Genomic DNA, 25,590 nt, shown 5'->3' on the forward strand with positions numbered 1-25,590 from the left:
CATCGCCTGACTGGGAACGGAGTCGCACGTGACGGAACTGCAGGAGCTCGTCCAGGACCTGGTGGCGCGGCACGGAATTCCGGGCGCCGTGGTCGGGGTGGTCGAGGACGGCCGGGTCGAGACCGCAGCCGCCGGCATCGCGAATCTCAACAGCGGGGTCGAGATGACGCCCGACACGCTGTTCCTGACCGGCTCGATCACCAAGGTGTGGACCACGACGCTGCTCATGTCCCTGGTCGAGCAGGGGCTCGTCGACCTCGACGCGCCGGTCAAGCGCTACCTGCCGGACTTCGCGCTCGCGGAGCCCGGCGTGGCGGACGCGCTGCTCGTGCGCCACCTCGTCACGCACTCCAACGGCATCGACGCGGCGATCCTGATCGCGGACGTCGGCGAGAGCGACGAGGCGATCGCGAACTTCGTCGAGCTGCTGCGCGACAAGGGCCAGCTGTTCGAGCCGGGCGAGTACTTCTCCTACAACAACGCCGGCTTCGTGCTCGCCGGCCGGATCATCGAGGTCGTCACCGGCGAGGGCTACTCCGCCGCGATGCGGCAGCGGCTGTTCGCGCCGCTCGGCCTGGAGCGCAGCATGTTCACGGCCAAGGAGGCGATCCTCCACCGCATGGCGATCGGGCACTATCCCGGCGCGGCCGGATACGTCCCCACGAAGCGTTTCCTGCTGCCCGAGTGCCTCGGCCCGGCGGGCACGACGTTCATCACCTCGGTGCGGGACACGCTGGCGTTCGTGCGGACCCACCTGCCCGGCGGCCCGCACTTCCTCGGCTCCGGCGCGGTCGAGCAGATGGCCGCCCACCACCTCGACTTCCCGGTGCCGGGAACGGGCTCCGTCGGGCTGAGCTGGCTGCGCAAACAGCACGGCGATCGCGTCGTCCTGACGCACGGCGGCGGCTCCTACGGCGGGGTGGCCATGATCGCGGCCGTGCCGGACCTGGGCGCCGCCTACATCGCCTTCGCCAACGGCGGACCGGGTTCGATGCCGTTCCACCAGGAACTCGCGGAGGCGATCGTGCAGAAGCGGTTCGGCCTGCCGCCGCAGGACGAGCCCGACCTGTCGGGCCCGCCCGCCGACGCGTCCCGCTACCACGGCGTCTACGGGAGCTGGGGCGTCGAGATCCCGATCACCGGCGACGGTGACGCGCTGGCCTGCGCGCCGAGGTGGACCGAAGACGTTCTCACGCGGGACCGGCCCGGGCCCGCCGCCGTCCGCGTCCGGCCCGCCGGCGCGCACGGCCTGGTCCTGGCGGACCACCCGGACCAGCCGCCCTTCGCGTACGGCGTCGGCGACGACGGCGCGGGGCATCCGAAGTTCCTGTTCATGATGGACCAGCTCGTCCGCCGCATCGGCGACCACGGGAGGATTTGATGGCAGAACAGTTCGGCACCTTCGACTTCGGGCTCGACGAGGCGCAGGAGGAGCGTGCCGCGCGGCTGCATCGCGAATGCGTCATCGTCGACGCCCTGTTCCAGGGGCCGGTCGGCTACCGGGTGTTCGACGAGGAGATGAACAAGGAGCTGCGGGCCCGCTTCGAGAAGACCCACGACATGCTGGGGACCTTCGCCGACGGGCTGGAGGCGCCGATCCGCCGGGCGATCGCGGGGCGGATGGACGAGGTGCGGCAGTGCTGGGACGACAGCGGCATCACCTGCGGCAACCGGCAGGTGGAGCTGTCGGAGGACCAGCACGTGCGCGAGCGCACGTTCTCGTTCGTGCAGAAGCAGTTCGACTCCTTCCCCTGGCTGACCAAGGCGCTGAAGGCCGCCGACATCCGCGCCGCGCACGAGTCCGGCACCCACGCCGGGCTGGTGAGCTCGCAGGTGATGCTGGGGCCGTGGCGCGATCTCGACGTGCTCGCCTGGGCGCATGACGCCGGGCTGCGGATGACGCAGCTCACCTACAACACGATGACCTCGGTCGGCGTGGGCTGCACCGAGCGCACGGACGCCGGGCTGTCCAGGTTCGGCGTGGACAGCGTCAAGGCGATGAACGAGCTCGGCATCATCGTCGACACCGGCCATGTCGGGCGGCAGACGACGCTGGACGCGTGCGAGGTCTCCGAGAAGCCGGTCGTGGCCTCCCACACGGCGGCGCGCGGCGTGTTCCCGCACGCGCGCGGCAAGACCGACGAGGAACTGCGCGCTCTCGCCGGGACCGGCGGCGTGATCGGCATCGTCACGGTCCCGTTCTTCCTGGCCGAAGGGCCTACCGTGACGATCGACGCGATGCTCGACCATGTCGAGTACGTCGCGGAGGTGGCCGGCGTCGACCACGTCGCCATCGGCACCGACTGGCCGCTGCAACTGCCCGGGTGGATGCTCGAGGGCCTGGTGCAGCCGCTGTTCGCCGACACCGGGTTCCGGCCGGAGGACGGTCTCGTCGCCACCCAGCAGATGGTCGGGTTCGACGACTACCGCGACTTCCCCAACATCACCCGCGGCCTGGTCGGGCGCGGCTGGTCGGACGAGGACATCGCCAAGGTGCTCGGCGAGAACTTCGTCCGCGTGATGGAAGCGGTCTGCGGCTGAGCCGATGACAGCGAAGCTGCTCGCCTACGCGACGTACCTGCCCCGCTACCGGCTCGCCCGCGCCGCCATCGGCGCCGCGCTCACCGGCGCCCCGCGCGGCTCCGGGGCGCGGACCGTGGCGGGGCACGACGAGGACGCGGTCTCCATGGCGGTGGCGGCCACCCGCGCGCTCGGCGCGGGGATCGGTGACGCGGACAACCTGTACTTCGCCACGACCAGTCCGCCGCTGCTCGACAAGTCCTGCTCGTTGATCGTGCACGCCGCCACCGGGATGCACGGCCGGGTCTTCGCGCTGGACCTGACCGGGCTGCGGTCGGGCTTCGGCGCGCTCAGCGTGGCCGCCGGGACGGGTGGCGTGGCCGTACTGGCCGACCTCCGGACGGGGCGGCCTGGGTCGGCGGAGGAGTCCGACGGCGGTGACGGCGCTGCCGCGTTCCTGTTCGGTTCCGGAGATGCCGTCGCGGAGGTGATCGGGTCGGTGTCGGTGCCGCTGGAGGTCATGGACGCCTGGCGGGCTCCCGGCACCGGCTACGCGCTGCTCGGCGAGGACCGCCTCGTCCACCATGTGCTCGCACGTGCCGTGCGGGAGATCGTGGCAGAGGCGGGGACACCGGTCACAGCCCTGGTCTCCACGCTGAACCGGCGCCTGGCGAGCTCCCTGAGAGCCTCGATCGGCGCGGCGGGCGGCGCGGACGTGCAGGATGCGCACCGCGAGAACACCGGCTACTGCGGCGCGGCGGACCTCGGCCTGCTCCTGGCCGGCGCCCTCGACACGGCAAAGGCCGGCGACACGATCCTCGTCGTCTCCGCGGGTGGCGGGGCCGACGCCCTGCTCCTGCGGGTGCTGAAAGACGGCCGCCGGAGCCCGGACAGGGTGGGGCAGGAGATCGGCTACCACCAGTACCTCACCTGGCGCGGCGCGCTCGGCCGCGAACCCGCCCGCAGGCCGGCACGTCCCGCCGTCGCTCCGGCCCCGGCCTTGCGCAACAGCGCGTGGAAGTACGGGCTGGCGGGCTCGCAGTGCTCGGCGTGCGCCAAGGTCTACCTGCCGCCCGCGCGGGTGTGCGCGTGCGGAGCCGTCGACCAGGCCAGGCCGTTCAGCGTCGCCGGCCTCACCGGGACCGTCGTGACGCAGGCCGCCGACGGCGTGTCCGACAGCCCGGCGCCCCCGGCGACGGCGGCACTGGTCGACTTCGGCACGACGGGGCGGCTCCTGCTGGAGCTCACCGACGTCCCGCCGGCCGGCATCGCCGACGGCGCCGAGGTCGAGATGACGTTCCGGCGCACGTACGTCCTCGACGGCGTCCCCAACTACTTCTGGAAGGCCAGGCCCAAGCGGTGACTGGAAGCATGCGCGACCGCGTCGCCATCGTCGGGATGGGGTGCACCCGATTCGGCGAGCTGTGGGACCAATCCGCCGACGATCTGCTCATCGAGGCTGCCCTGGACGCCATCGCGTCCGTCCCCGGCCTGCGCAAGGACGACGTCGAGGCCTACTGGTACGCCACCGTGGCCTCGGGACACGCCGGGCTCCCCCTGGCCAGGGCGCTCAAGGTCGAGCGCCCCGTGACGCGGGTGGAGAACTTCTGCGCGAGCGGCTCCGACGCCTTCCGCAACGCCGCCTTCGCCGTGGCGGCGGGGATCTACGACGTGGCCATGGCGGTCGGCGTGGAGAAGGTCAAGGACAGCGGCTACTCGGGGCTGACGCTGAACGCGCTGCCCGGCGACAACACCGCCGCCGAGATCAGCAACCCGGCCGCCTACGCGATGCTGCCCGCGGCCTACAGCCGGGCGTACGGCGTGGACCCGGGCGACATCCGCAGGGCGCTGACCCACATCGCCTGGCGCAACCACGCCAACGGCGCCAGGAACCCGGCGCGCGCGCAGTACACCTCCGAGGTGCCGAAGGAGAAGATCGACAGGGCGCCCAGGATCGCCGGCGACCTCAGCGTGTTCGACTGCTCGGGCGTCTCCGACGGCGCCGCCGCCGCGATCATCGTCCGCGCCGAGGACGCGCTCGGCTACACCGACAAGCCGATCTACCTCAAGGGCATGTCGCTGCACGCGGGGATGAGCGACGGCGCCGTCACCCCGGGCGTCGCGTACGCGTCCTTCCCCGAGGTCGTGCGGTGCGCCGAACTCGCGTACGCGGACGCGGGGATCACGAACCCGCGCGAGCAGCTCTCGATGGCGGAGGTGCACGACTGCTTCACGCCGACCGAGCTGATCCTGATGGAGGATCTCGGCTTCTCCCAGCGTGGCCAGGCCTGGCGGGACGTGCTCAACGGGGACTTCGACCTCGGTGGCACGCTGGCGGTGAACCCGGACGGCGGGCTGAAGTCCTTCGGCCATCCGGTCGGCGCGAGCGGCTTGCGCATGATCTTCGAGCTGTGGCTGCAGCTCCGCGGCGAGGCCGGCCCGCGCCAGCTGGCTTCGCCGCGGCTCGGCCTCGCGCACAACATGGGCGGGCTGCCCGGCGAGTTCGTCTCGTTCGTCGCCGTCTTCGGCGGCGAACGCTAGCTCACGATCACCCCGTTCCGCAGCACGACCGCGACGTTCTCCGGATCGGCGAACAGCTTCGGGTCCTCCAGCGGGTTCGCCGTGAACCCGGCGATGTCCGCCCGCTTTCCCACCTCCAGTGTGCCGATCTCGTTGTCGAGCCCGAGCAGCCGGGCGTTGACGCGGGTGGCCGCGATCAGCGCCTCCATCGGTGACTCCACCGCGGCCCGCAGCGTGAGTTCCTCGCCCCTGCGGCTCTGGTCGGGGCCGATGACGTCGGAGCCGAGACCGATCCTGACCCCCGCGGCCTTGGCCGCGAGCAGCCCGTCGATCATCGCCTGGCGCACCCGCGCCGCGCGCTCGGCGAACTCGCCGGGCAGGCCGAGCCCGTTCCTGATGACCGCCTCGACCGCGGTCAGCGTCGGCACGAGGGAGACCTGGCGCTCGGCCATGAGCGCGGCGGTTTCCTCGTCGATGCCGGTGCCGTGCTCGACGCACCGGGCCCCCGCCAGTACGGCGTTGCGGATGCCCGCGACGTTGTGCGCGTGGACGGTGACGTAGGTGCCGCGAGCCGTGGCCTCCGCGACGGCGGCCGCGATCTCCTCGAAGGTGAACTGGGTGTCGGTGAGCTTGTCATGCTTGGAGATGACACCGCCCGTGACGCAGAGCTTGAGGAAGTCGGCGCCGCGCCTGAACGACTCGCGTGCGTTCCTGCGCATCTCGTCGGGGCCGTCCGAGAGCATCGCCAGCGTCCGCAGGCCGGGAATCTCCCTGCCGCTCCACAGACCGGCGGGCTCCCACTCGGAGGCGTAGTGGCCGTGCCCGCCCGTCTGGCAGTGGATCGGGCCGCACTGCACGATCCTGGGGCCGGGGATCTTGCCCGAGGCGACGACGCCGACGAGTCCCGCGTCGATGCCGCCGCAGTCCCGCACCGTGGTGAAACCCGTGCGGAGCGTCCGGGCGCAGTTGGCGAACATGTCCGCCGCGATCTCCGCTACGGACATGTCGTAACCGACGCTGTCCAGGATCGGGCTGGCCATGCCCAGATGGACATGTGCGTCGATCAGGCCGGGAGTCAGCGTGAGGCCGGTGCAGTCGACGACTTCGGCCCCGCGCGGCGGGGCTCCGCCGATCCGGCTGATCCGGCCTGCCTCAAGGAGGATCCCGGCCTGTTCCGGGTCGCTTCCGGTGGCCGTGACGAGGGTGCCTCCATGGAGCCAGAGACTCTTCACTTCACTGTCGTACATACGTACACTATGGTCATACGCAAACACCGGTGCAAGAGCCGAGGAGGAAACGTGGCGACTCAGCGCAAGGTGCGTACGTCGGCGCGGTTGCCGCGCGGGGCGCTGGATCGGGAGGCGGTGGTCGCCGCGGCCCTGGAGATCGCCGACCGCGACGGGCTGGGCGGCGTCACGATGGCTCGCGTCGCCGAGGCGCTCGGCGGCAGCCCGATGTCGCTCTACCGGCACCTGCACGACAAGCAGGAGCTGCTCGACGCCGTCGCCGATCTCGCGGTGTCCGAGATCCCGGCCATCGTCCAGGACGGGCGGCCCTGGCGGGTGCGGCTGGAGGAGTTCGCGCTCGAGGTCCGCCGCTGCGCGCTGCGCCACCCGGCGCTGGTCGAGATCGTCCTGGCGACCTACGTACGGGGCCCGGCCGCGGCCTCCGTGGGGCTCGACATGATCTCCCTGCTGCACGAGGCCGGCTTCGACGAGGACTCCTCGATCCGCGGGTTCATGGCCCTGCGCAACCACATCATCGGCGCCCTGGCCTGGGAGGTCTCGCGCTTCCGCGGCGGCGGCGGCGAGGAGTTCGCCCGCGAGGTGGCCGACAACTTCGTGCACGCGGACACGCCCGCGGACTCGCCGGTCAGGCGGCTCAGCGACGTGGTCTCCGAAGATCTGGAGGGGCAGTACATGTTCGGGATCAGCCATCTGCTCGACGGTTTCGAGGCGGAGGTGCAGCGGTGAACGACCCGCGTCGCAGGCCGACCATCGTCGACCTGGTCTCGCGCTCACTCCAGCGGCATCCGGGCCGGGTCGCCTTCGCCACCCCGGACGGAGACCTGTCGTACGGCGAGTTACGGCGGCTGATCGCGCGGATCGCGGCGGCGCTGCGCGGCGGCGGGGTGCGGCCGGGCGACGGCGTCGCACTGATCGCCCCGAACCGGCCCGAGGCGTTCGCCGCGATGGTGGCGGCGCAGTCCCTCGGCGCGCGCTACACGCCACTGCACGCGATGGGATCGCCGGCCGACCACGCCATCGTGTGCGAGGACGCGGGCATCGCGGCGCTCATCGCCGACGAACCGCGGTACGCCGAGACTCTCGCGGCTGAGCTGAGAACCCCGCCGCGGGTCTTCGGCCTCGACGCCCTGGCAGCCGCCGAGCCGGACACGGACGACATCCCCACGGTGGCGCGGGAAAGTGACATCGCCTTCCTCGCCTACACGGGAGGGACCACCGGCCGCCCCAAGGGCGTGATGCTCTCGCACCGCTCCCTGGTCACGCACGTCCTGCTCTCCGTCGCGCACTGGCAGCTCCCGACCGAGCTGCGCTTCCTCGGCTCGACGCCGCTGACGCACGCGCTCGCGGGCATGGCGCCGGCGATCTTCCATCAGGCCGGCAGCATCACGCTCACGAAGGGCTTCGACCCCGCCGAGTTCTGCGAGATCGTGCGGACCCAGCGGATCACCGCGACCTTTCTCGTCCCGAGCATGATCTACGTCCTGCTCGACCACGTCGCCGCGCACCCGGCGGACCTGTCCAGCCTGCGGACGATCCTGTACGGCGCGGCCCCGATGTCACCCGACCGCCTCGAACAGGCCCTTGACGTGTTCGGCCCGGTGTTCGTGCAGTTCTACGGCCAGACAGAGGCGCCCAACACCGTCACCACGCTCTCGAAGCAGGATCACGAGCTGCGCCGGCTCGCCTCCTGCGGCAAGCCGCACCCCGCGCTGGACGTCGCCGTCCTCGACGACCACGACCAGCCCTGCGCGGTCGGCGAGCTCGGTGAGGTCTGCGTCCGCGGGCCGCTGCTCATGGACGGCTACTGGCGGCAGCCCGAGCTGACCGCGGAGGCGCTGCGCAACGGCTGGCTGCACACCGGCGACATCGGCCGCTTCGACGAGGACAACTACCTGTACCTCGCCGATCGCAAGAAGGACATGCTGATCACCGGCGGGTTCAACGTCTACCCGCGCGAGGTCGAGGACGCCCTGGCCGCGCACCCGGACGTGGCCGCCGCGGCGGTGATCGGCGTTCCGGACCCGAAGTGGGGCGAGGCGGTGACGGCCTTCGTCGTCAGAACCGCGGACGCGACCGCCACGGCCGAGGAGCTCATCGCCCACGTCCGCGAGCTCAAAGGGCCCGTGCACGCGCCGAAACGGCTCGACTTCGTGGACGGCCTGCCGCTCACCCCGCTGGGCAAGATCGACAAGAAGCGACTGCGGGCACGCTTCTGGGACGCCGCCGACCGGGCCGTCAATTGAGGAGACCGATGAGCACCACCACCACCGCCGCCCGGCCGCGCTGGGTCGATGACGAGGGCGCCGCGCTGAGCGCGGTCGCTCGCGACTTCTTCAGGACCGAGGTCGTCCCTCACTTCGAACGCTTCGATCAGCAGAAGCACGTGGACCGCGAGGTCTGGCTCAAGGCCGGGGCGCTCGGCCTGCTCTGCTGCGAGGTCCCCGACGAGTACGGCGGAGGCGGCGGCACGTTCGCGCACGAGGCGGTCGTCCTCAGCGAGCAGGCCAGGGCCGGCGACACCGGGCTCGGCCTCCAGGTGCACAGCGGCGTGGTCGCCCCGTACCTCGTCGCGCACGGCACCGAGGAGCAGAAGGCCCGCTGGCTGCCTGGAATGGCGAGCGGCGACCTCATCGGGGCCGTCGCCATGAGCGAGCCCGGCGCGGGCACCGACCTCAAGAACGTCAGGACGAGCGCCACCCGCAACGGCGACCACTACCTGCTCAACGGCTCCAAGACGTTCATCAGCAACGGCTCCCGGTGCGACCTCGTGATCGTCGTCGCCAAGACCGATCCGGCCGCCGGGAGGAACGGGATCTCGCTGCTCGTCCTGGAGACGGCGGCGGCACCGGGGTTCCGGCGCGGCCGGACCCTCGACAAGCTGGGCCTGCACAGCCAGGACACCGCGGAGCTCTTCTTCGAGGACGTGCCCGTCCCGGTGGAGAACCTGCTGGGCGCGGAGGGCGCCGGCTTCGGGATGCTGATGCGCGAGCTGCCCCGCGAGCGCCTCGTCATCGCCGTGAGCGCGGTGGCCGCCATGGAACGCGCGCTGGAGGAGACCATCGCCTACGCGAAGACCCGGGAGGTCTTCGGCGCGCCCCTGTTCGCCATGCAACACGTCAAGTTCGAGCTCGCCGAGCTGGCGACGATCGTGCGGGCGTCGCGGGTCTTCCTGGACGACTGCGTCGAGAACTTCTGCGCGGGCACCCTCGACCCGGCGACCGCGTCCATGGCCAAATGGTGGCTGACCCAGAACCAGTGCGACGTGACCGACCGCTGCCTGCAACTGTTCGGCGGCTACGGCTACATGCGGGAGTACCTCATCTCCCGGCTGTACGTCGACGCCCGCGCCCAGAAGATCTACGGCGGAACCAACGAGGTCATGAAGGACCTCATCTCCCGGGCCCTGTGATGGTTCCCGCGCCCGGTGACATCGAGGCCGCCGCGGAGAGGATCCGCGGGCACGTACGCAGGACGCCGCTGATCGAGGTGGCGCGGGGGACGTTCGGCGTCGACGCCTCCCTGGTGCTCAAGCTCGAACTGCTGCAACACACTGGATCGTTCAAACCGCGCGGCCTGTACAACCGGGCGCTGAGCCGGCCGGTGCCCGCTGCCGGGCTGGTCATCGCCTCGGGCGGCAACGCCGCGCTCGCCCTGCTGCACGTGGGCCGGCGGCTCGGTCACCCCGTCGAGGTGTTCGTCCCGGAGACGGCTCCCGCGGTCAAGGTCGCCAAGCTGCACGGGTACGGCGCGCGCGTCCACCAGGTGGGCGCCGGGTTCGCGGACGCGGCCGTCGCCGCCGAACGCGGCGCGGCGCAGAGCGGAGCCCTGCTCATGCACGCCTACGACCAGCCGGAGATCGTCGCGGGACAGGGCACCGTCGCACTCGAACTCGAACAGCAGTGCCCGGATGTCGACACCGTGCTCGTCGCCTGCGGCGGCGGCGGTCTCGTCGGCGGGACCGCCGCCTGGTACGGCCGCCGCGTCAGGGTCGTCGCGGTGGAGGCCGAGGGATCCCCCACGCTCGCCGCCGCCCGCGCCGAGGGTGAGCGGGTCACGATCGGCGTCGGCGGTGTCGCCGCGGACGCGCTCGGAGCGAGCCGGATCGGCGCGATCGCCTGGGAGATCGCACAACGCGCCATCGACGACGTCGTGGTCGTGCCCGGGCAGACGATCCTCGACGCCCGGCGACTCCTCTGGGACGAGCTGCGGATCTGCGCGGAACCGGGCGCCGCCGCGCCCCTCGCGGCGCTCACCAGCGGCGGCTACGTCCCCCGGCCCGGTGAACGCGTCGCCGTGATCGTGTGCGGCGGCAACAGCGATCCAGCAACCCTGATCTAGGAGATCGTCATGACGGATTCCCGCAGCCTCCACGACGACGCAGTCGTGGTCGACACCCACAACGACCTCATCCTGCTGGTCGACCACTTCGACCGCAGGGGACAACCAGACCACTTCGCCCGATACTGGCTGCCCGAGCTCCGCGCGGGCGGTGTCGACGTGCAGGTCCTGCCGATCTGCCTCGAGGAGCAGTTCCAGACGGAGGGCGCGCTGCGCAGGACGCTGCTGCTGGTCGAACGGATCCACGAACTCGCCGCCGAACACCGCGACGACGTGACGGTCTGCCTGACGGGCGCGGACGTCGACGCCGCCACCGCGGCAGGACGCATCGCGCTGGTGATCGCCCTTGAGGGCGCGCACGCCGTCGGGCAGGACCCCGCACTGGTACGCACCATGGCACGCGTCGGGGTCCGGGTGATCTCCATAGCGCACTTCGGCCGCACCTTCCTCGCCGACGGCAGCGGCCTGGACTCCACCTCGCGCGGCCGGCTGACCCCGGAAGGCATCACGGCGCTGCGCGAGATGGAGGAGCTCGGCATCGTCTTCGACATCAGCCACCTCGGGATCGCCGGTGTGGAGGACGTGCTGTCCCTGGCGACGCGGCCGTTCCTGGCCACGCACTCGGCGTGCCTCGGCATCGCCGACAGCCACCGGAACCTGGGCGACGAGCAGCTCAAGGCCATCGCCGGACTCGGCGGGGTCATCGGCGTCGCCGCCGCCATCCCGTTCTTCATCGACCCTGCCGCGCCGACGGCCGAACGCGTCGTCGACCACATCGAGCGGATCGCCGAGGTCGCGGGCATCGACCACGTCGGCCTGGGGCCCGACTTCATCGACGACTATTACCAGAGCGTCTTCGGCGGCTGGGTGGGCGCCCCGACCGGCGGCCACCCCTACGTGCCCGCCGAGATCTCACGCCCCTCCGACCTGCCGAAGATCACCGAGGTGATGGTCCGGCGTGGCTTCGCCGAGCAGGACATTCGCAAGGTCCTTGGTGAGAACGTGCTCCGCGTTCTCCGCGATGTGATGGGAGCACCGGCCAGATGACCGTGTCCGACGAGCTCCAGTACATATTGAAGAGCAGGGAGCCGCGCACGGCCGCCACCTTCGCGGCGGCTGACATCCGGCTCGAAACGGTGTCCGTGACGATGCGGGACGGCGTCCGGCTCGCCACGGATCTCTACCTGCCGCCGCGGCTGCCCGCACCCGTGGTCGCGGTGCGCACCCCGTACGGCCGGGACGCCGACAGGCTGGTGGCGCCGTTCATGTCGTTCGCCCGCCGCGGTTACGCGGTGGCGGTGCAGGACCTGCGCGGCACGGGCGACAGCGAGCCGGACGACCACGACTTCTACCTGTTCGAGCCCGACGACGGCCACGACTTCGTCGAGTGGGTCAGCGCGCAGGACTGGTGCGACGGGTTCATCGGCTCCGTCGGCGGCTCCTACGTCGGTCAGGTGCAGTGGCCGATGGCGACACACCCGAAGATGACCACGATCGTGCCGGAGGTCAGCGGCCTCGGGGTGGGCGTGAAGACCGCCTCGTACCACATGGTCGTCAACGCGCTCGCGCGCACCATCGGCCACGGCGAGGAGAAGTCGGACCTGCCGTTCTGGCAGCTCGAGCCGATGATGCTGGACGAGACGTGGGCGACGGGGTTCTTCAACGAGCCGTTCGTCAGCCCCCGGCTAGCCGAGCTGTCGCAGACGTTCCCCGAGCTCAAGGAGCTGTCGACGGTCGAGGCGCAGGCCTGGCTGTGGGCCCGCTACTGCTCGCTGACGTGCGCGGAACGCGCCGAGTTCGTCCGTGGTCTCACGGGGTCATCGCACGTCACCATGCTCGACGTCGAGAGCATCGGGCCGATCTTCGGCCAGGGCATCTCGATAGACAGGCACACCCTGCCCGCCGTAGACCCTGCCGCGCAGGTGGCCGGCCTGCGGGCGATCCCGCTGCTGCGCACCGGCTGGTACGACTGGTTCGTCAACGACGCGCTGGAGACGTGGGAGCTGCTCCGCGAGCACGCGCCGGAGCCGCTGCGCTCCCAGGCCCGAATCATCGTCACCCCGTCCGCGCACAACCTTCCCGGCTACAAGGAAGGCATGGGGGAGCACGAGGAGCTGTGGCACAACCACTGGAGCAGCGTCGACTTCACGCTGGCCTGGTATCAGGCCGTCCGCGACGGCTCCGTTGACGACTGGCCGCGCGTCATCTACTACCTGATGGGCGCCAACGAGTGGCGCACCGCCGACGACTGGCCCCTCCCGGAAGCCGTCGACACCCCGTTCTACCTCGGCGCGGACGGAACGCTGAAGACCACGGCCCCCGACCAGCGGCAGGCCGCTGACCAGTACGTCTACGACCCGCTCGACCCGACCCCCACGGTCGGCGGCCACATCGTCTCCTGGGTCTACCCGCCGGGAAGCGTGGACGTCAGCGCGGTGCAGCGGCGCGAGGACGTCCTCACCTACACCACGGAGCCGCTCGATCGTGACGTCGACGTCGTCGGCAAGCTCCGGGCGCTGCTCTACGTGAGCTCGTCGGCCGTGGACACCGACTTCGCCGTACGGCTGAGCGACGTGACTCCGGACGGACGGGCCGTACAGCTGGTGAACGGCCTGCTCCGGGCCAGGTACCGCGACCTGGAACGAGGCGCGGAACCACTCGTGCCCGGCGAGATCTACCCGCTGGAGATCGACATGTGGGTCACCGCCAACCGGTTCAAGGCCGGGCACCGCATCCGCGTCGACATCAGCTCCGCCGACTTCCCGCGGTTCGACCGGAACACCAACCTGGGCGGCGCGCCGGGCGATCCGGTCTCGGCGACCCAGACCGTCCACCGGGACGCCTCGCACCCCTCGCACATCGTCCTGCCCATCTGCTGAGGACCCGAATGTATCTTTCTCTTCAGGAGTTCGGCGCCACGACCGTCGTGACGCTGGACCGGCCGCCCGTCAACGCGGTGAATCTGAGCATGTACGAGGAGATCCGCGACCTGTTCGGCCGGTTCGACGAGAGGCTGCCGGCGACGAAGGCGGTCGTGCTCACCAGCGACGCCAAACACTTCTGCGCGGGCAACGACCTCGACGAGTTCCTCACTCTCGACCCGCGAAACTCCGCCGGGCGGATGCGCCTGGTCCGCGACGCCTTCGCCGCCATCTACGACTGCCCCGTCCCGGTGGTCGGCGCGGTCCGCGGGGCGGCGCTCGGCACCGGGCTGGCGATCGCCGCCTCCTGCGACGTCATCGTCGCCGGCGAGAGCGCCAGGTTCGGGACGCCCGAGGTGAGCGTCGGAGTGATGGGCGGAGGGGCGCACCTCGCCCGGCTGGTACCGCAGCCGATCATGCGGGCGATGTACTTCACCGCCGACCCATGGCCCGCCTCCGACCTGGTCGGGTTCGGCTCCGTGCTGCGCGTCGTCCCGGACGACGAGGTGCTCGACAGCGCGCTCGCCCTCACCGGGAAGATGACGCGGCACAGCCTCACCGCGCTCCGCCATGCCAAGGAGTCGCTGAACACGATCGAGTTCATGGACCTGAAGGCGGGCTACGAGTTCGAGCAGCGCATGACCGGCCGCCTGTCCGGGGAGCCCGACTCCAGGGAAGCCGTCGCCGCCCTCCGCGAGCACCGGCCGCCGAGCTACCGCGACCAGCCATGACCGGGCACATCGCGTCGTTGTGGGTGTACCCGGTGAAGGGCGCCCGTGGCGTGCCCCTCGACGAGGCCGACGTCCTGCCGGGCACCGGCCTGCGGCACGACCGCTCGCTGGCGATCGCGCGCGGCGACCAGCAGGTGCCGCCCAGGACGGCGTGGCGGCCGCGGTCGGCGTTCAAGCAGGTGGCACGCGACCCCGACATGACCCAGGTGACGGTCACCATGGCAGGGTCCGGCGTGGTGGAGCTGCGCCACCTCGCCCACCCTGACGGGCCGCCGGTGCGTTCCGACCGGCCTTCGGAAGACCTCCTCGGCGCGTGGTTCGGCGAACCCGGGCTGAGGCTCGTCCGGGGCGACGGGGCGGCTCTGTGGGATCTGCCCGACACCGAGCTTTCGCTGGTCAACCTCGCCACGGTGCGGGCGCTCGCCGCAGACCTCGACTTCCGGCGGTTCCGCGCCAACGTCCATCTCGACGGGCTGCCCGCGTTCGCCGAGCTGGCCTGGGTCGGCCGGCGCGTCCGGCTGGGCGACTGCGAGGTCGAGGTGACCAGGCATACCGGCCGCTGCCGCGCGACGTCCGCGAACCTGGTCACGGGCGAGCGGGACATCGAGCTCCCCTCCGTGCTCACCCGCGCCTTCGGCCACCCGAACCTGGGCGTCTACGCGCGCCTGGCCGCGCCCCGCCCCGCCCGGCTCCGGAAGGGCGCGCCGGTGACCGTGGGCGACCCGCCCGAGACCGTACGGCATGCCGACGCGTCCTGGCCACGGGAGGCGGAGGTGCTCGAAACGGTGCGCGAGGACGACAGGACCGTCAGCCTGTGGCTGCGCGACCCCTTCCGCCTGCCGGTGGCCGCCGGCCAGCACCTGCGCGTTCACCTGCCCACCTCGGACGGCGGGCTGACCTGGCGCGCCTACAGCGTCTCAGGACGGCTCCGGATCACGGTGCGCCTGCGCGGGGAAGTCTCCAACCGCCTCGCGTCGCTGGTCAGCGGCGACCGGCTGCTCATCACGGGCCCGTTCGGGCTTCCCGCGCTCTCCCCGGAACGGCGGCCGCTGTACCTGGTGAGCGCTGGGATCGGCATCACCCCCGTTGCCGCCACGGTGCGGCAACTGGCGGCGGAGGCGGCCCCCAGGCCGCTCGCCGTCGAGGAGACGGTGGGGGAGGCCGTCCCCAGGCCGCTCACCGTCCTGCACGTCGACGCGGACGAGCGGAGCGCGGCGCTGTGGTCCGAGGTCGCCGACGGCGTCCGGCGGACCGGCGGCACGGCGCGGCTCTTCGAGACCCGCCCGGCAGCCCGCCGCCCCGGCCCGCGCGACCTCGTCGAACTCATGCCCGACGGCGCGGACACGCTCGTGTGCGGCTCGATCGGCTTCGTGACCGCGGTGTCCGAGGCCCTGCGGGCGGCGGGCGTGGACGCGGACCGCATCCACGCCGACGCGTTCTTCTCGCCCGCGACCGAACCGCCCGTCCGGCGGCCCGCACCGGATCCGGGACCGCACCAGGTGACCTACCTCCCCGAGGACGTCGCGGCGACCTGGACGGACGCGGACGGCACGCTGCTCGAACTGGCCGAGAACCACCAGGTGCCCGTTCCGTCCGCCTGCCGATCGGGCGCCTGCGGCACCTGCGTGCTCGACCTGGTGCACGGCGAGGTGTCGTACCTGGTCGATCCGCCGATCCCGCCCGGTTCGCGGGCCGTGCTCGCGTGCGCCGCAGTGCCTGCGGGACCGATCGTCCTGCGCCGCCGGGCTGCTGCTACACCTGCCGAAGAGCCGCAGTGAAGATTCCGACGCTGGTCGTTGGAGCCGCGAGCCCAGGTTTAGGAGCATCGTTGTCATGACGAAGTCCCAGAAGACGGCCCCGGCCAGTGACCGGGTGAGGATCCGGCGTCGTCCCGCGCGCGGGACGTACGACCTGGACCTCGTTCGCTCGATTCTCGACGAGGCGATGCTGTGTCACGTCGCCTTCGTGGACGGCGGAGACCCGGTCGTCCTGCCGACGCTGCACGTCAGGGTCGGCGACCAGTTGCTGATCCACGGCGCGCGGAAGAACCGCATGATGAACAAGGTCGCCGAGGGCGCCCCCGTCTGCGTCGAGGCCACCGTGATCGACTCCGTGGTGATGGGGCGGAGCGTTCTGCAGAACTCGGTCAACTACCGATCCGCCGTCGTCATGGGGGAGGGGCGAGCCGTCGAAGATCTCGACGAGGTGCTGCCGGGGATGCATGCGCTCATCGACAAGATCACTCCGGGACGGCTTCCGTTCCTGCGCCCGCTCACCGACGCGGAGTTGCGCTCCGTGCTCCTGGTCAGTGTCCCGATCGTCGAGGCGTCGGCGAAGGTACGCACCGGTGACGCCGGCGACGCGCCCGCCGACAGGTCACTGCCCGTCTGGGCGGGCCGGCTCCCGCTCCGCATCGCCGCGGGGGCCCCTGTGCCGGACGAATACGTGCCCGCGGGGATGCCGGTTCCCGACCACCTCACGGGCTGGGGCGAGACCCGATCCGGCGCCTACTAGGCACTTCTGGCACCCACCGCTCCATGATCGAGTTCATGCGCGGCATGCGGATGCCGGTGCCGCCATAACCGCACGGAGACGACGTGGCTGCGTGCGGGAGATGGCTGGTGCGCCCCCGGCCAGGCGCCCTGGCCAGGCCCGCGGCCGTCCCTGGTGCTGAGGGCCGCTCGCCCTGATGACCGTCATGGCACTTGTGCGAAGCCTCCGTCACTGAGAGAATCCAGACGATCGCTTATAGTGACTTTCCGCTGCGGGAGACCTCCGGGCCCGGCCGCTCAGAAAGGCCCTATGAACCGTTTGTCAGGTGTCCTGGCCGTCATCGTCCTCGGGCTTGCCGCCGGGTGCTCCGACCCGACGAACGCCCGGTCCCAGAGCCGCTCGCCGTACGCACTCAACCTCCACCTGTACCAGAAGCCGAAGCGCTTCTCCCCGCTGGATCCCCCCAGCGGTCCCGACCAGCAGGTCATGACCTTGATCTTCGACAACCTGCTGACCGTCGACGATTCCTACGCCTACTCGCCACGCCTGGCCGCCCGCTGGCAGGTGGAAGAGGACCGCATCACCTTCCACCTGCGCCAGGGCTTGTCATGGAGCGATGGCAAGCCGTTCAGCAGCAAGGACGTGCTGTTCACCTACGAACTGCTGGCCGACCCCGGGAGCGGCAGCGCGATGGCGGGCAAGCTGGCCGCGGCCACCTTCGAGGCCCCGGACGACCACACCTTCGTGATCAACCTGACCAGGCCGAACGCCGGATTCCTCAGCTTGATCGCCGGGCCGTTCGCCTTCATTCTGCCCGAGCACGTGCTCGGCCGGGAGCCGGTGGACAAGATCGCTAACAGTGCCTTCTTCGCCCACCCGACGGTCGGCATGGGCCCGTACACCTTCGTGCGCCACAAGACCGACCAGTACGTGGAACTGGCCGCCAACCCGCACTACCGCAAACCCATCGCCATCCCCGCGATCTTCCTCAAACCCATCGGCTCCGACGCGGCGACCGCGCAACTCGGCACCGGCGAGCTGGATCTGGTCCAGGTCTCCCCGACCGACCTGCGGACGGTGGAAGCGTTCAAGGGCGTCACCGTCACGGCGAAACCGAGCCCCGGCTTCGTCCGGCTGGCCATCAACCAGAGCGATCAGAAGGATCGGCGCTCCGCCGATCCCCGGGTGCGGCAGGCCATCCTCCACGCGATCGACCGCAAGGCGCTGGTAGCCAACATCCTGGCAGGCAGAGGCCGGGTGCAGAACTCCTCGTTCGTCGTCTCCTGGGCGCTGCCCGGCGGGCTGGAGGAGTACGCCTACGATCCGGCCAAGGCCAGGGCCCTGCTGTCCGAGGCGGGCTGGACGGCCGGCGAGACGATGACGCTGTCCTGGATCCCCGGCCAGCGCGACCGTGACGCGGCGGCCACGGTGGTGCAGGCCGCGCTCAGCGCGGTGGGCATGAGCGTCGAGCTCAAGCCGGTACAAGCGGCCGAACTGCTGCAATCCTACGACCGGCGCACCTTCGACCTGGCGCTCTTCGGCGGAGGCGGCTACGCCGTGGACCCCTCCAGCAGCGCCGCCATCCTCAGTTGCGCCGCCTTCTACCCCAGGGGCGGGAACGTCGGTGACTTCTGCGACCCGTCGCTGGACGCCCTCACCGCCCAGGCCGACGCCCGTACCGATCAGGACCGGCGCGCCGAGCTCTACCAGCAGGCGGCGATCAAGGACAACGCCCAGGTTCCCTACGCGTGGTTGTACAACCCCGACATCCTGTGGGCCGCCGGTTCGCGGCTGCGCGGCTTCAGACCCAGCGGCGACCCCGCCACCGGCTTCTGGAACGCCGACGAGTGGAGCCTGGCCGGCTGATGCTCGCCTACCTCGCGCGCCGGCTCCTGATCAACGCGGCGGTCTTCCTGCTCATCAGCGTGGGCGTGTTCCTCCTGGTCCGGGCCGCTCCCGGCGACCCGGTCCTGACGATGGTCGACCCCGAGCAACTGGCCTCGGGCACGTCGGCGTTCATCGCCGCCAGACGTGCTGAACTCGGACTGGACGCGCCGGTCGTGGTCAGGTACGGCATCTGGCTGCGCGACGCGCTCAGCGGCGACCTCGGCTACTCCTTCGTCAGCGGCCGTCCGGTGGCCGAGGCGCTCGGCGAGCGGGTGGGGCCCACTGTGCTGCTCATGAGCGCCGCCCTGGCGATCGGCCTGACGCTGGCCGTGGCGGCGGGCACCCTGGCCGCGACCCGGCGCGACAGCGCGATCGACCACATCACGACCGTCGCCGGCCTGGGCATGATCTCGTTGCCCAGCTTCTTCCTGGGCATCGCCGCGATCTACCTCTTCTCGCTGAAGCTCGGCTGGGCGCCGTCTTCCGGCATGTCCACCCCGGGCGACGGCGGCGGCGCCGACATCCTGGCCCACCTGGTGCTGCCCGCGGCCATCCTGGCCCTGTCCGTCGCCGGGCCGTTCACCCGCTACGTGCGAGCCGGGCTGCTGACCGAGCTCAGCGCCGACTACGTGCGCACGGCCGAGGCCAAGGGCGCCGGTCCCGCCCGGGTGCTGCTGCGGCACGCGCTGCGCAACGCGCTTGTCCCGCTCGTGACCGTCACGATGATCTATATTCCGCAGCTCCTGGCCGGGGCGGTCGCCCTGGAGCAGGTCTTCGCCTGGCCGGGCATGGGGCAACTGGCCGTCAGCTCGGTCGGGCAGCTCGACCATCCGGTGGTGACGGGCTTCGCGATGTACGCCGCGGTGCTCGTGCTGATCTGCAACCTCGCCGCCGACCTGCTCAACGCGGTGGCCGACCCGAGAATCGGTGTGTCATGACGGCGGACGTCACGCCCGCCGTGCCGGGAGGGCCGTACCCGTCGGCCGCCCGGCGCTTCCTGCGCAACCGCATGGCGCTGGCCGGAGCCTCGTTCCTCGCCGTCACCGGCGTACTGGCGCTGGCCGCCCCGCTGGTGGCCGGGTACGACCCCAACGCGATGGAACTGGCGGCCTTCCGCGAGCCGCCATCGGCGGCGCACCCGTTCGGCACCGACTTCTACGGACGCGACGTGTTCGCCAGGCTGGTGCACGCCGCCAGGGTGTCGCTGCTGGTCGGGCTTGTGTCGTCGCTGACGGCGATCGCGATCGGCTCACTGCTGGGCGCGCTGGCCGGCATGTTCGGCGGAGCGCTCGACGCCGTCGTCATGCGCGTCGCCGACGTGGTGCTCTCCTTTCCCACGCTGGTCGTCATCGTCGCGCTGGCGGGCGTGCTCGGGCCGGGCACCGCGATGCTGGTGCTCGTCTTCGCCACGTGCAACTGGCCGACCACCTGCCGCGTGGTGCGCGGGCTGACGCTGTCGCTGCGCGAACGGGAGTACGTCCAGGCCGCGCGCACCTTCGGCGCCGGACGCCTGACGGTGATCGGCCGCCACGTGCTGCCCGCCGTCCTGCCGCAGGTCGCGGTGGCCGGGACGCTGCTGGTGGCGCAGCTCATCCTGCTGGAGGCGGTGCTGTCCTTCCTGGGCCTCGGCGTACGGCCGCCACAGGCGAGCTGGGGCAACATGCTGGCCGACGCGCAGAATCTCACCCTCATCCAGACCGCGCCGTGGTTGTGGCTGCCGCCCGGCCTGGCCATCGCGCTGACCGTCCTGGCCGTGAACTTCGTCGGCGACGGCCTGCGCGACGCCGTGGACCCGCGAGGAGCACGCGCATGACGCCGTTGCTCGCCATCGACGACCTCGCGGTGGAGTTCCCCACGCCCGGCGGCGCGGTGCGCGCCGTGGACGGAGTCAGCCTGCGGATCGCGCCGGGCGAGATCCTCGGCGTGGTCGGTGAGTCCGGCTCGGGCAAGAGCGTCACCGCACTGTCGGTGCTCCGTCTGGTACGGCCGCCGGGACGGGTGGTGCGCGGCAGCGTGCGCTTCGCCGGCGAGGACCTGCTGGCCCTGCCCGCGGCCCGGCTGCGCCGCATCCGGGGTCACCGCATCGCGATGATCTTCCAGGACCCGATGACGGCGCTCAACCCGGTCGTCCCGGTCGGCGCGCAGATCGCCGAGGCCATCAGGCTGCACCAGCCGCGCCTCGGCCGCGCGGCCGTGCGCAATCGCGTACTGGAGCTGATGGCCCGCGTCGGCATCGCCGATCCCGCGGGCCGTCGCGGCCGGCACCCGCACGAGTACTCCGGCGGCATGCGCCAGCGCGCGATGATCGCGATGGCGCTGGCCAACGAGCCCGACCTGCTCATCGCCGACGAACCCACGACCGCACTGGACGTCACCAGCCAGGCCCAGGTGCTGGACCTGCTCGACACCGCCAGACGGGAGTCCGGCGCCTCGGCGCTGCTCATCACGCACGATCTGGGGGTGATCGCCGAGCTGGCCGACCGGGTCGCGGTCATGTACGCGGGCCGCGTCGTGGAGCACGGCGACGTACACGCGATCTTCACCACTCCCCGCCACCCCTACACGCGCGGCCTGCTGGCCAGCCGGCCCGGCTGCCGGCCGACGGAGAGCCTGACGCCGATCGGCGGCAGCCCGCCCACCGCGCAGGCGCCGCCGTCCGGGTGCGCCTTCGAGCCGCGGTGCGCGTTGAGCGCCGGCCGCGGCGCCTGCCGGGCAGACCGTCCAGGGCCGGTCACGGTGGCCGCCGGTCACCTGTCGGCCTGTCACTTCCATGAGGAGCTGGCGTGAGAGAGCTCGGCCCGGCCGCCGAGGGGGCAGGGGAACCCGTCCTGGCCGTCGAGGGGGCAGGGGAGCCGCTGCTGGCCGTCGAGGGCCTGGTCAAGCACTTTCCCAGCCGCGGCGGGGTCCTGCGCGGGCGGACCGGGCCGATTCGAGCCGTCGACGGCGTGGACCTGGAGCTGCACGCCGGCCGTACCCTCGGGCTGGTCGGCGAATCCGGCTGCGGCAAGACCACGACCGGCCGGCTCGTCGTGGGTCTGGCCAAGCCCACCTCAGGCCGGATCCGTTACGCGGGGCGCGACCTGGCCGCCCTGTCCCGCAGACGGCTCCGCCCGCTGCGCGGCGAGATCCAGTACGTCTTCCAGGATCCGTACTCGTCGTTGTCGCCGAGGCTGACCGTCCACGAGATCGTCGCCGAGCCGCTGCGCACTCTCGGCCGTTACCGCGACGGCGGACGGCGGCGGGTCGGCGAACTGCTGGAGCTGGTCGGCCTGTCGCCCGAGCAGGCCGGCCGCTACCCGCACGAGTTCTCCGGCGGCCAGCGCCAGCGCGTCGGCATCGCCAGGGCGCTCGCACTCGACCCGCGCGTGCTGGTGCTGGACGAGCCCGTCTCGGCCCTGGACGTCTCGATCCAGGCGCAGATCGTCAACCAGCTCGCCCAGCTGCAGCGCGAACTTGGCCTTGCCTACCTGTTCATCTCGCACGACCTGTCGGTCGTCCGGCACCTGGGCGACACCGTGGCGATCATGTACCTGGGCCGGATCGTGGAGGAGGGCCAGGCCGCGCAGGTCTTCACCCGGCCGGCGCACCCCTACACCCAGGCGCTCATCTCTGCCCTGCCCATCTCGCACCCGCGCCATCGCGGCGACAGAAATCGGATCGTGCTCGCCGATGACGTGCCCAGCCCGGCGAACCCGCCGTCGGGCTGTCGCTTCCGTACCCGCTGCTGGAAGGCCCAGGACCGATGCGCGCGGCAGGAGCCGGCGCTGACCGGTACGGGACACCGGGTCGCCTGCCACTTTCCCGAGCCCTCCGAGCCGGGCCGCACGCACGTCGCTCACCTGTGAGCGGCCGTCATCGCGTGACTCTGCCTGTCAGGCCATCGAATCCGCCTAGTGGACCGCCCAGTAGCCGCATCGCCCCTTCCATCGGGAGGCGGCAAGGCATATAAGTAAGTATCTAGTTCGTTCGTTACGACGCCAAGAAGGTGAGACGCCCATGCTCACCGCGGATCACGGCATGCCGACTTCCCCCAGCCGCCGCTCCGAAAGCCTTCCCCTCGCGCTCGCGACGGTCTGCCTGTCCGGCACGCTGGAGGACAAACTCGTCGCCGCCTCCGCAGCGGGTTTCAGCGGAATCGAGATCTACGAGGACGACCTCATCGTGTCGAACTGGTCGCCGAGCCGGATCCGGCAGGAGTGCGCCGACCTGGGCCTGTCCATCCACCTCTACCAGCCGTTTCACGACTTCGAGGCGGCACCGCCCGCGACCTTCCACGTCAACCTCCGCCGGGCGGAGCGAAAGTTCGACGTACTGGAGCAACTCGGCGCGACCACGATGGCGGTCTGCTCGACGACGTCCGCGACCGCCGTCGACGACGACGACCTCGCCGCGGAACAGCTCCACACCCTGGCCGGCCGGGCCGCCGGGCGGGGCCTGCGCATCGCCTACGAGGGCCTGGCCTGGGGACGGTTCGTCAACACGGTCGAACACGCCTGGCGGATCGTCCAGCGCGCCGATCACCCCGCGCTTGGCTTATGCCTCGACAGTTTCCACGTGTTCGCCCGCGGTGACGACCCCGCCGCGATCCGGGCCGTTCCCGGGCCGAAGGTGTTCCACCTGCAACTCGCCGACGCCCCGCGGCTGCACATGGACGCACTCGAGTGGAGCGAACACCATCGGCTCTTCCCCGGGCAAGGCGTCTTCGACCTGGCCGGCTTCGTCGGCCACGCCTTGGCCGGCGGGTACGACGGCCCGCTGTCGATCGAGGTGTTCAACGACGTGTGCCGGCAGGCGGATCCCCGGCAGGTCGCCGTGGACGCGATGCGCTCGTTGCTGTCGCTGGAAGAGACGGTCGGCACCCTCGGCCCGGTGGCGGTCCGTGAGCGGGTTCGGCTGGGCGACCTGCCCCCGGCCCCGCGGCTGGACGGTCTCGTGTTCACCGAACTGGCCGTGGACGAGATCTCCGGCCCGAGCGTGGCGCGGGCGCTCACCGCTCTCGGGTTCACCCATACGGGCCGGCATCGCTCCAAGCCGGTGCACTTGTGGTCACAGGGCGGAGCCCGGCTGCTGTTGAACTTCGCCCCGCAGAGAACGGTGCCGCCGGGCACCGCGGCCATCTGCGCGCTGGCGGTGGAGAGCACCGACCCGGCAGGCTCGGCCCGGCGCGCCGAGCGGCTGCTGGCGCCCGTGTTACCCCGCGCCCGGCGCGTGGAGGAGGCCGACCTCGACTCCGTGGCGGCCCCCGACGGAACGGCCGTCTTCTTCTGCCGTACCGGCGGGGAGGACGACTGGCTGGGCGATTTCGCCCCCACCGGCCGCGCCGAGCACGGAAACGGCCTGCTGACCGGGACGGATCACGTCTCGCTCACCGAATCGGTCGACGACTTCGAGCAGGCCGCATTGTTCTATCACGCGGTGCTCGGCCTGCGGGAGACACAGACGGCCACGCTACCCGCGCCCTTCGGGCTGATCCGTAGCAGAGGGGCGACCGATCCGGAGCACCACGTCCGGATCAGCCTCAACACCGCGCCGCTCCGACGGGGCGACTGGGCTCCGGCGGTGCCGAACCCGCAGCACATCGCCTTCACCACCGACGACGCCATCGCCACCGCGCGGGCGATGCGCGCCCTCGGCGCGCCGCTGCTGCCGATCCCCGACAACTACTACGACGATCTGGACGCCCGCCTGGAGCTGTCGCCGGCGCTCCTGGCGGCGATGAGGCGGCACTCCATCCTGTACGACAGCGATCAGCACGGCGAATACCTGCACTTCTACACCGAGATGCTCGGCGCGCGGATCTTCTTCGAAGTGGTGCAGCGGGTGGGCGAGTACTCCGGCTACGGCGCCCCGAACAGCGCGGCCGTGCGCATGGCCGCGCACCGCAGGCGCCGGCTGACCACGCTGAAGGAGCCCTCGGCCGTCGCCGGCGGCGAGGGGGCGCACGACTACTCACTGGCGCATCTCACGGCGCTGAGCCTGTCCCCGCCCGAACTGGTGAGCGCCGCCGCCGACGCGGGCTACCGATACGTGGGCCTGCGCATGACCAAGGTCACCCCGCACGAGCCGCATCACCCCCTCGCCACCGACCCCGCACTGATGCGGGCGACCAAGGTCCGGCTCGCGGCCACGGGCATCGAGGTGCTCGACATCGAGCTGGCCAGGATCCCGCCCGAGGCCGACCCGGCGAGCTTCCTGCGCTTCCTGGAAGCGGGAGCCGAACTCGGGGCCCGCCACGTCATCACGCAACTCCCCGATCCGGACTTCACCCGCAAAGCCGACAGGTTCGCGCGACTGTGCGAGCTGGCCAGGCCGCTCGGCCTCACCATCGACCTCGAGTTCCCCTCGTGGACCCAGACGGGCGATCTGACCGGGGCCGTCCGCGTCCTGCGAGAGGCCCGCCAGCCCAACGCGGGCATCCTCATCGACTTGATCCACTTCGCGCGCTCCGGCTCCAGCGTGGCCGAGCTCCGGGAGCTGCCACCCGAGTGGTTCCGCTTCGCCCACGTCTGCGACGCCCCCGCCGCGGCGCCGGCCACCCAGGAGGAGATCATCCATGCCGCGCGCTTCGAGCGGCTGTTCCCCGGCGAGGGCGGCCTCGACGTGCACGGCATCCTCGGCGCCCTGCCGCCCGGGATCCCGTACGCCCTGGAGATCCCACGGGCGACCCTCGTGGCCCAGGTGGGCGCCAAGGAGCACGCCCGCCTCGCGATCACCGCCGCACGCCGCCATCTCGACGCGACCGCCCGGCGGACGGGACCCACCGCGGCGGCCTAGACGGCGCCCCGGGAGGGGCTTGGTTCCGGGCCCTTCTTGCTGGTCGGGGCCTCGCATGACGCGGCGCATGGTGCGAGCCGGCGCCGCGCGTCGGAGACTCGGAGCAGGCGCAGGGATGTCCGGCAACCGAACGGTGCCGCCTCGTTGACGGCGCCTTCG

The 25,590-nt window shown here is 71.5% G+C and carries 20 protein-coding genes; 19 read left to right on the forward strand and 1 reads right to left on the reverse strand.

Annotation, left to right across the window (positions count from 1 at the left end; genetic code table 11):
• The first annotated feature begins 28 nt into the window (after positions 1–28).
• The 4 genes from FXF51_RS40355 to FXF51_RS40370 are packed head-to-tail and all read left to right on the forward strand — an operon-like array spanning position 29 to position 5,061.
• Entirely contained in the window at positions 29–1,381 is a 1,353-nt protein-coding gene (locus FXF51_RS40355) for a serine hydrolase domain-containing protein (RefSeq protein WP_148440045.1), read from the forward strand.
• Positions 1,381–2,541 carry a dipeptidase gene (locus tag FXF51_RS40360; protein ID WP_148440046.1) on the forward strand — a complete coding sequence of 387 codons (1,161 nt, stop codon included), beginning with the start codon at positions 1,381–1,383 and terminating at the stop codon, positions 2,539–2,541. Before FXF51_RS40355 ends, FXF51_RS40360 begins: the two co-directional genes overlap by 1 nt.
• Positions 2,542–2,545: 4 nt before the next feature.
• Positions 2,546–3,883, forward strand: coding sequence for a hydroxymethylglutaryl-CoA synthase (locus FXF51_RS40365; RefSeq protein WP_148440047.1), 1,338 nt, complete (start codon positions 2,546–2,548; stop codon positions 3,881–3,883).
• A gap of 8 nt (positions 3,884–3,891) precedes the next feature.
• Positions 3,892–5,061 carry an acetyl-CoA acetyltransferase gene (locus tag FXF51_RS40370; protein ID WP_148440048.1) on the forward strand — a complete coding sequence of 390 codons (1,170 nt, stop codon included), beginning with the start codon at positions 3,892–3,894 and terminating at the stop codon, positions 5,059–5,061.
• On the opposite strand, the gene FXF51_RS40375 is transcribed toward FXF51_RS40370, so the two are convergent.
• A complete protein-coding gene (locus tag FXF51_RS40375; RefSeq protein ID WP_222871662.1) occupies positions 5,058–6,287 on the reverse strand; it encodes a metal-dependent hydrolase family protein in 1,230 nt (409 codons plus the stop codon). The genes FXF51_RS40370 and FXF51_RS40375 overlap by 4 nt on opposite strands.
• Positions 6,288–6,338: 51 nt before the next feature.
• Here FXF51_RS40375 and FXF51_RS40380 point away from each other — a divergent pair, with 51 nt between their 5' ends.
• The 15 genes from FXF51_RS40380 (at position 6,339) to FXF51_RS40450 (ending at position 25,431) form a co-directional block, all read left to right on the forward strand.
• Positions 6,339–7,013, forward strand: a complete 675-nt coding sequence (locus FXF51_RS40380; protein WP_187414836.1) for a TetR/AcrR family transcriptional regulator — start codon at positions 6,339–6,341, stop codon at positions 7,011–7,013.
• Positions 7,010–8,530 (forward strand): AMP-binding protein, encoded by a 1,521-nt coding sequence (locus FXF51_RS40385; RefSeq protein ID WP_148440051.1) that lies wholly within the window; start codon positions 7,010–7,012, stop codon positions 8,528–8,530. The genes FXF51_RS40380 and FXF51_RS40385 overlap by 4 nt, the downstream gene beginning before the upstream one ends.
• Positions 8,531–8,538: 8 nt before the next feature.
• On the forward strand, positions 8,539–9,696 hold the full coding sequence (locus FXF51_RS40390; protein WP_148440052.1) for an acyl-CoA dehydrogenase family protein: 1,158 nt from the start codon (positions 8,539–8,541) through the stop codon (positions 9,694–9,696).
• Positions 9,696–10,625: a threonine/serine dehydratase gene (locus FXF51_RS40395; protein ID WP_148440105.1), complete on the forward strand. Its 930-nt coding sequence runs from the start codon at positions 9,696–9,698 to the stop codon at positions 10,623–10,625. Before FXF51_RS40390 ends, FXF51_RS40395 begins: the two co-directional genes overlap by 1 nt.
• Positions 10,626–10,634: 9 nt before the next feature.
• Positions 10,635–11,672 (forward strand): dipeptidase, encoded by a 1,038-nt coding sequence (locus FXF51_RS40400; RefSeq protein ID WP_148440053.1) that lies wholly within the window; start codon positions 10,635–10,637, stop codon positions 11,670–11,672.
• Complete coding sequence (locus tag FXF51_RS40405) at positions 11,669–13,504, forward strand: CocE/NonD family hydrolase (RefSeq protein WP_148440054.1); 1,836 nt, start codon at positions 11,669–11,671, stop codon at positions 13,502–13,504. Before FXF51_RS40400 ends, FXF51_RS40405 begins: the two co-directional genes overlap by 4 nt.
• 8 nt (positions 13,505–13,512) lie before the next feature.
• Positions 13,513–14,277 carry an enoyl-CoA hydratase-related protein gene (locus tag FXF51_RS40410; protein ID WP_148440055.1) on the forward strand — a complete coding sequence of 255 codons (765 nt, stop codon included), beginning with the start codon at positions 13,513–13,515 and terminating at the stop codon, positions 14,275–14,277.
• On the forward strand, positions 14,274–16,055 hold the full coding sequence (locus FXF51_RS40415) for a 2Fe-2S iron-sulfur cluster-binding protein (RefSeq protein WP_148440056.1): 1,782 nt from the start codon (positions 14,274–14,276) through the stop codon (positions 16,053–16,055). The genes FXF51_RS40410 and FXF51_RS40415 overlap by 4 nt, the downstream gene beginning before the upstream one ends.
• 55 nt (positions 16,056–16,110) lie before the next feature.
• Positions 16,111–16,791: a pyridoxamine 5'-phosphate oxidase family protein gene (locus tag FXF51_RS40420; RefSeq protein WP_148440057.1), complete on the forward strand. Its 681-nt coding sequence runs from the start codon at positions 16,111–16,113 to the stop codon at positions 16,789–16,791.
• A 288-nt stretch (positions 16,792–17,079) separates the two neighbouring features.
• Positions 17,080–18,636, forward strand: coding sequence for an ABC transporter substrate-binding protein (locus FXF51_RS40425; protein WP_148440058.1), 1,557 nt, complete (start codon positions 17,080–17,082; stop codon positions 18,634–18,636).
• Positions 18,636–19,595: an ABC transporter permease gene (locus FXF51_RS40430; RefSeq protein WP_148440059.1), complete on the forward strand. Its 960-nt coding sequence runs from the start codon at positions 18,636–18,638 to the stop codon at positions 19,593–19,595. The genes FXF51_RS40425 and FXF51_RS40430 overlap by 1 nt, the downstream gene beginning before the upstream one ends.
• Positions 19,592–20,470 carry an ABC transporter permease gene (locus FXF51_RS40435; protein ID WP_148440060.1) on the forward strand — a complete coding sequence of 293 codons (879 nt, stop codon included), beginning with the start codon at positions 19,592–19,594 and terminating at the stop codon, positions 20,468–20,470. Before FXF51_RS40430 ends, FXF51_RS40435 begins: the two co-directional genes overlap by 4 nt.
• Positions 20,467–21,444, forward strand: a complete 978-nt coding sequence (locus FXF51_RS40440; protein WP_148440061.1) for an ABC transporter ATP-binding protein — start codon at positions 20,467–20,469, stop codon at positions 21,442–21,444. Before FXF51_RS40435 ends, FXF51_RS40440 begins: the two co-directional genes overlap by 4 nt.
• Positions 21,441–22,502: an ABC transporter ATP-binding protein gene (locus tag FXF51_RS40445; RefSeq protein WP_262380137.1), complete on the forward strand. Its 1,062-nt coding sequence runs from the start codon at positions 21,441–21,443 to the stop codon at positions 22,500–22,502. The genes FXF51_RS40440 and FXF51_RS40445 overlap by 4 nt, the downstream gene beginning before the upstream one ends.
• A 151-nt stretch (positions 22,503–22,653) precedes the next feature.
• Positions 22,654–25,431, forward strand: coding sequence for a TIM barrel protein (locus FXF51_RS40450; protein ID WP_187414837.1), 2,778 nt, complete (start codon positions 22,654–22,656; stop codon positions 25,429–25,431).
• The last annotated feature ends 159 nt before the right edge of the window (positions 25,432–25,590 follow it).

Source organism: Nonomuraea sp. PA05, from assembly GCF_008086045.1.
Lineage (GTDB): Bacteria > Actinomycetota > Actinomycetes > Streptosporangiales > Streptosporangiaceae > Nonomuraea > Nonomuraea monospora.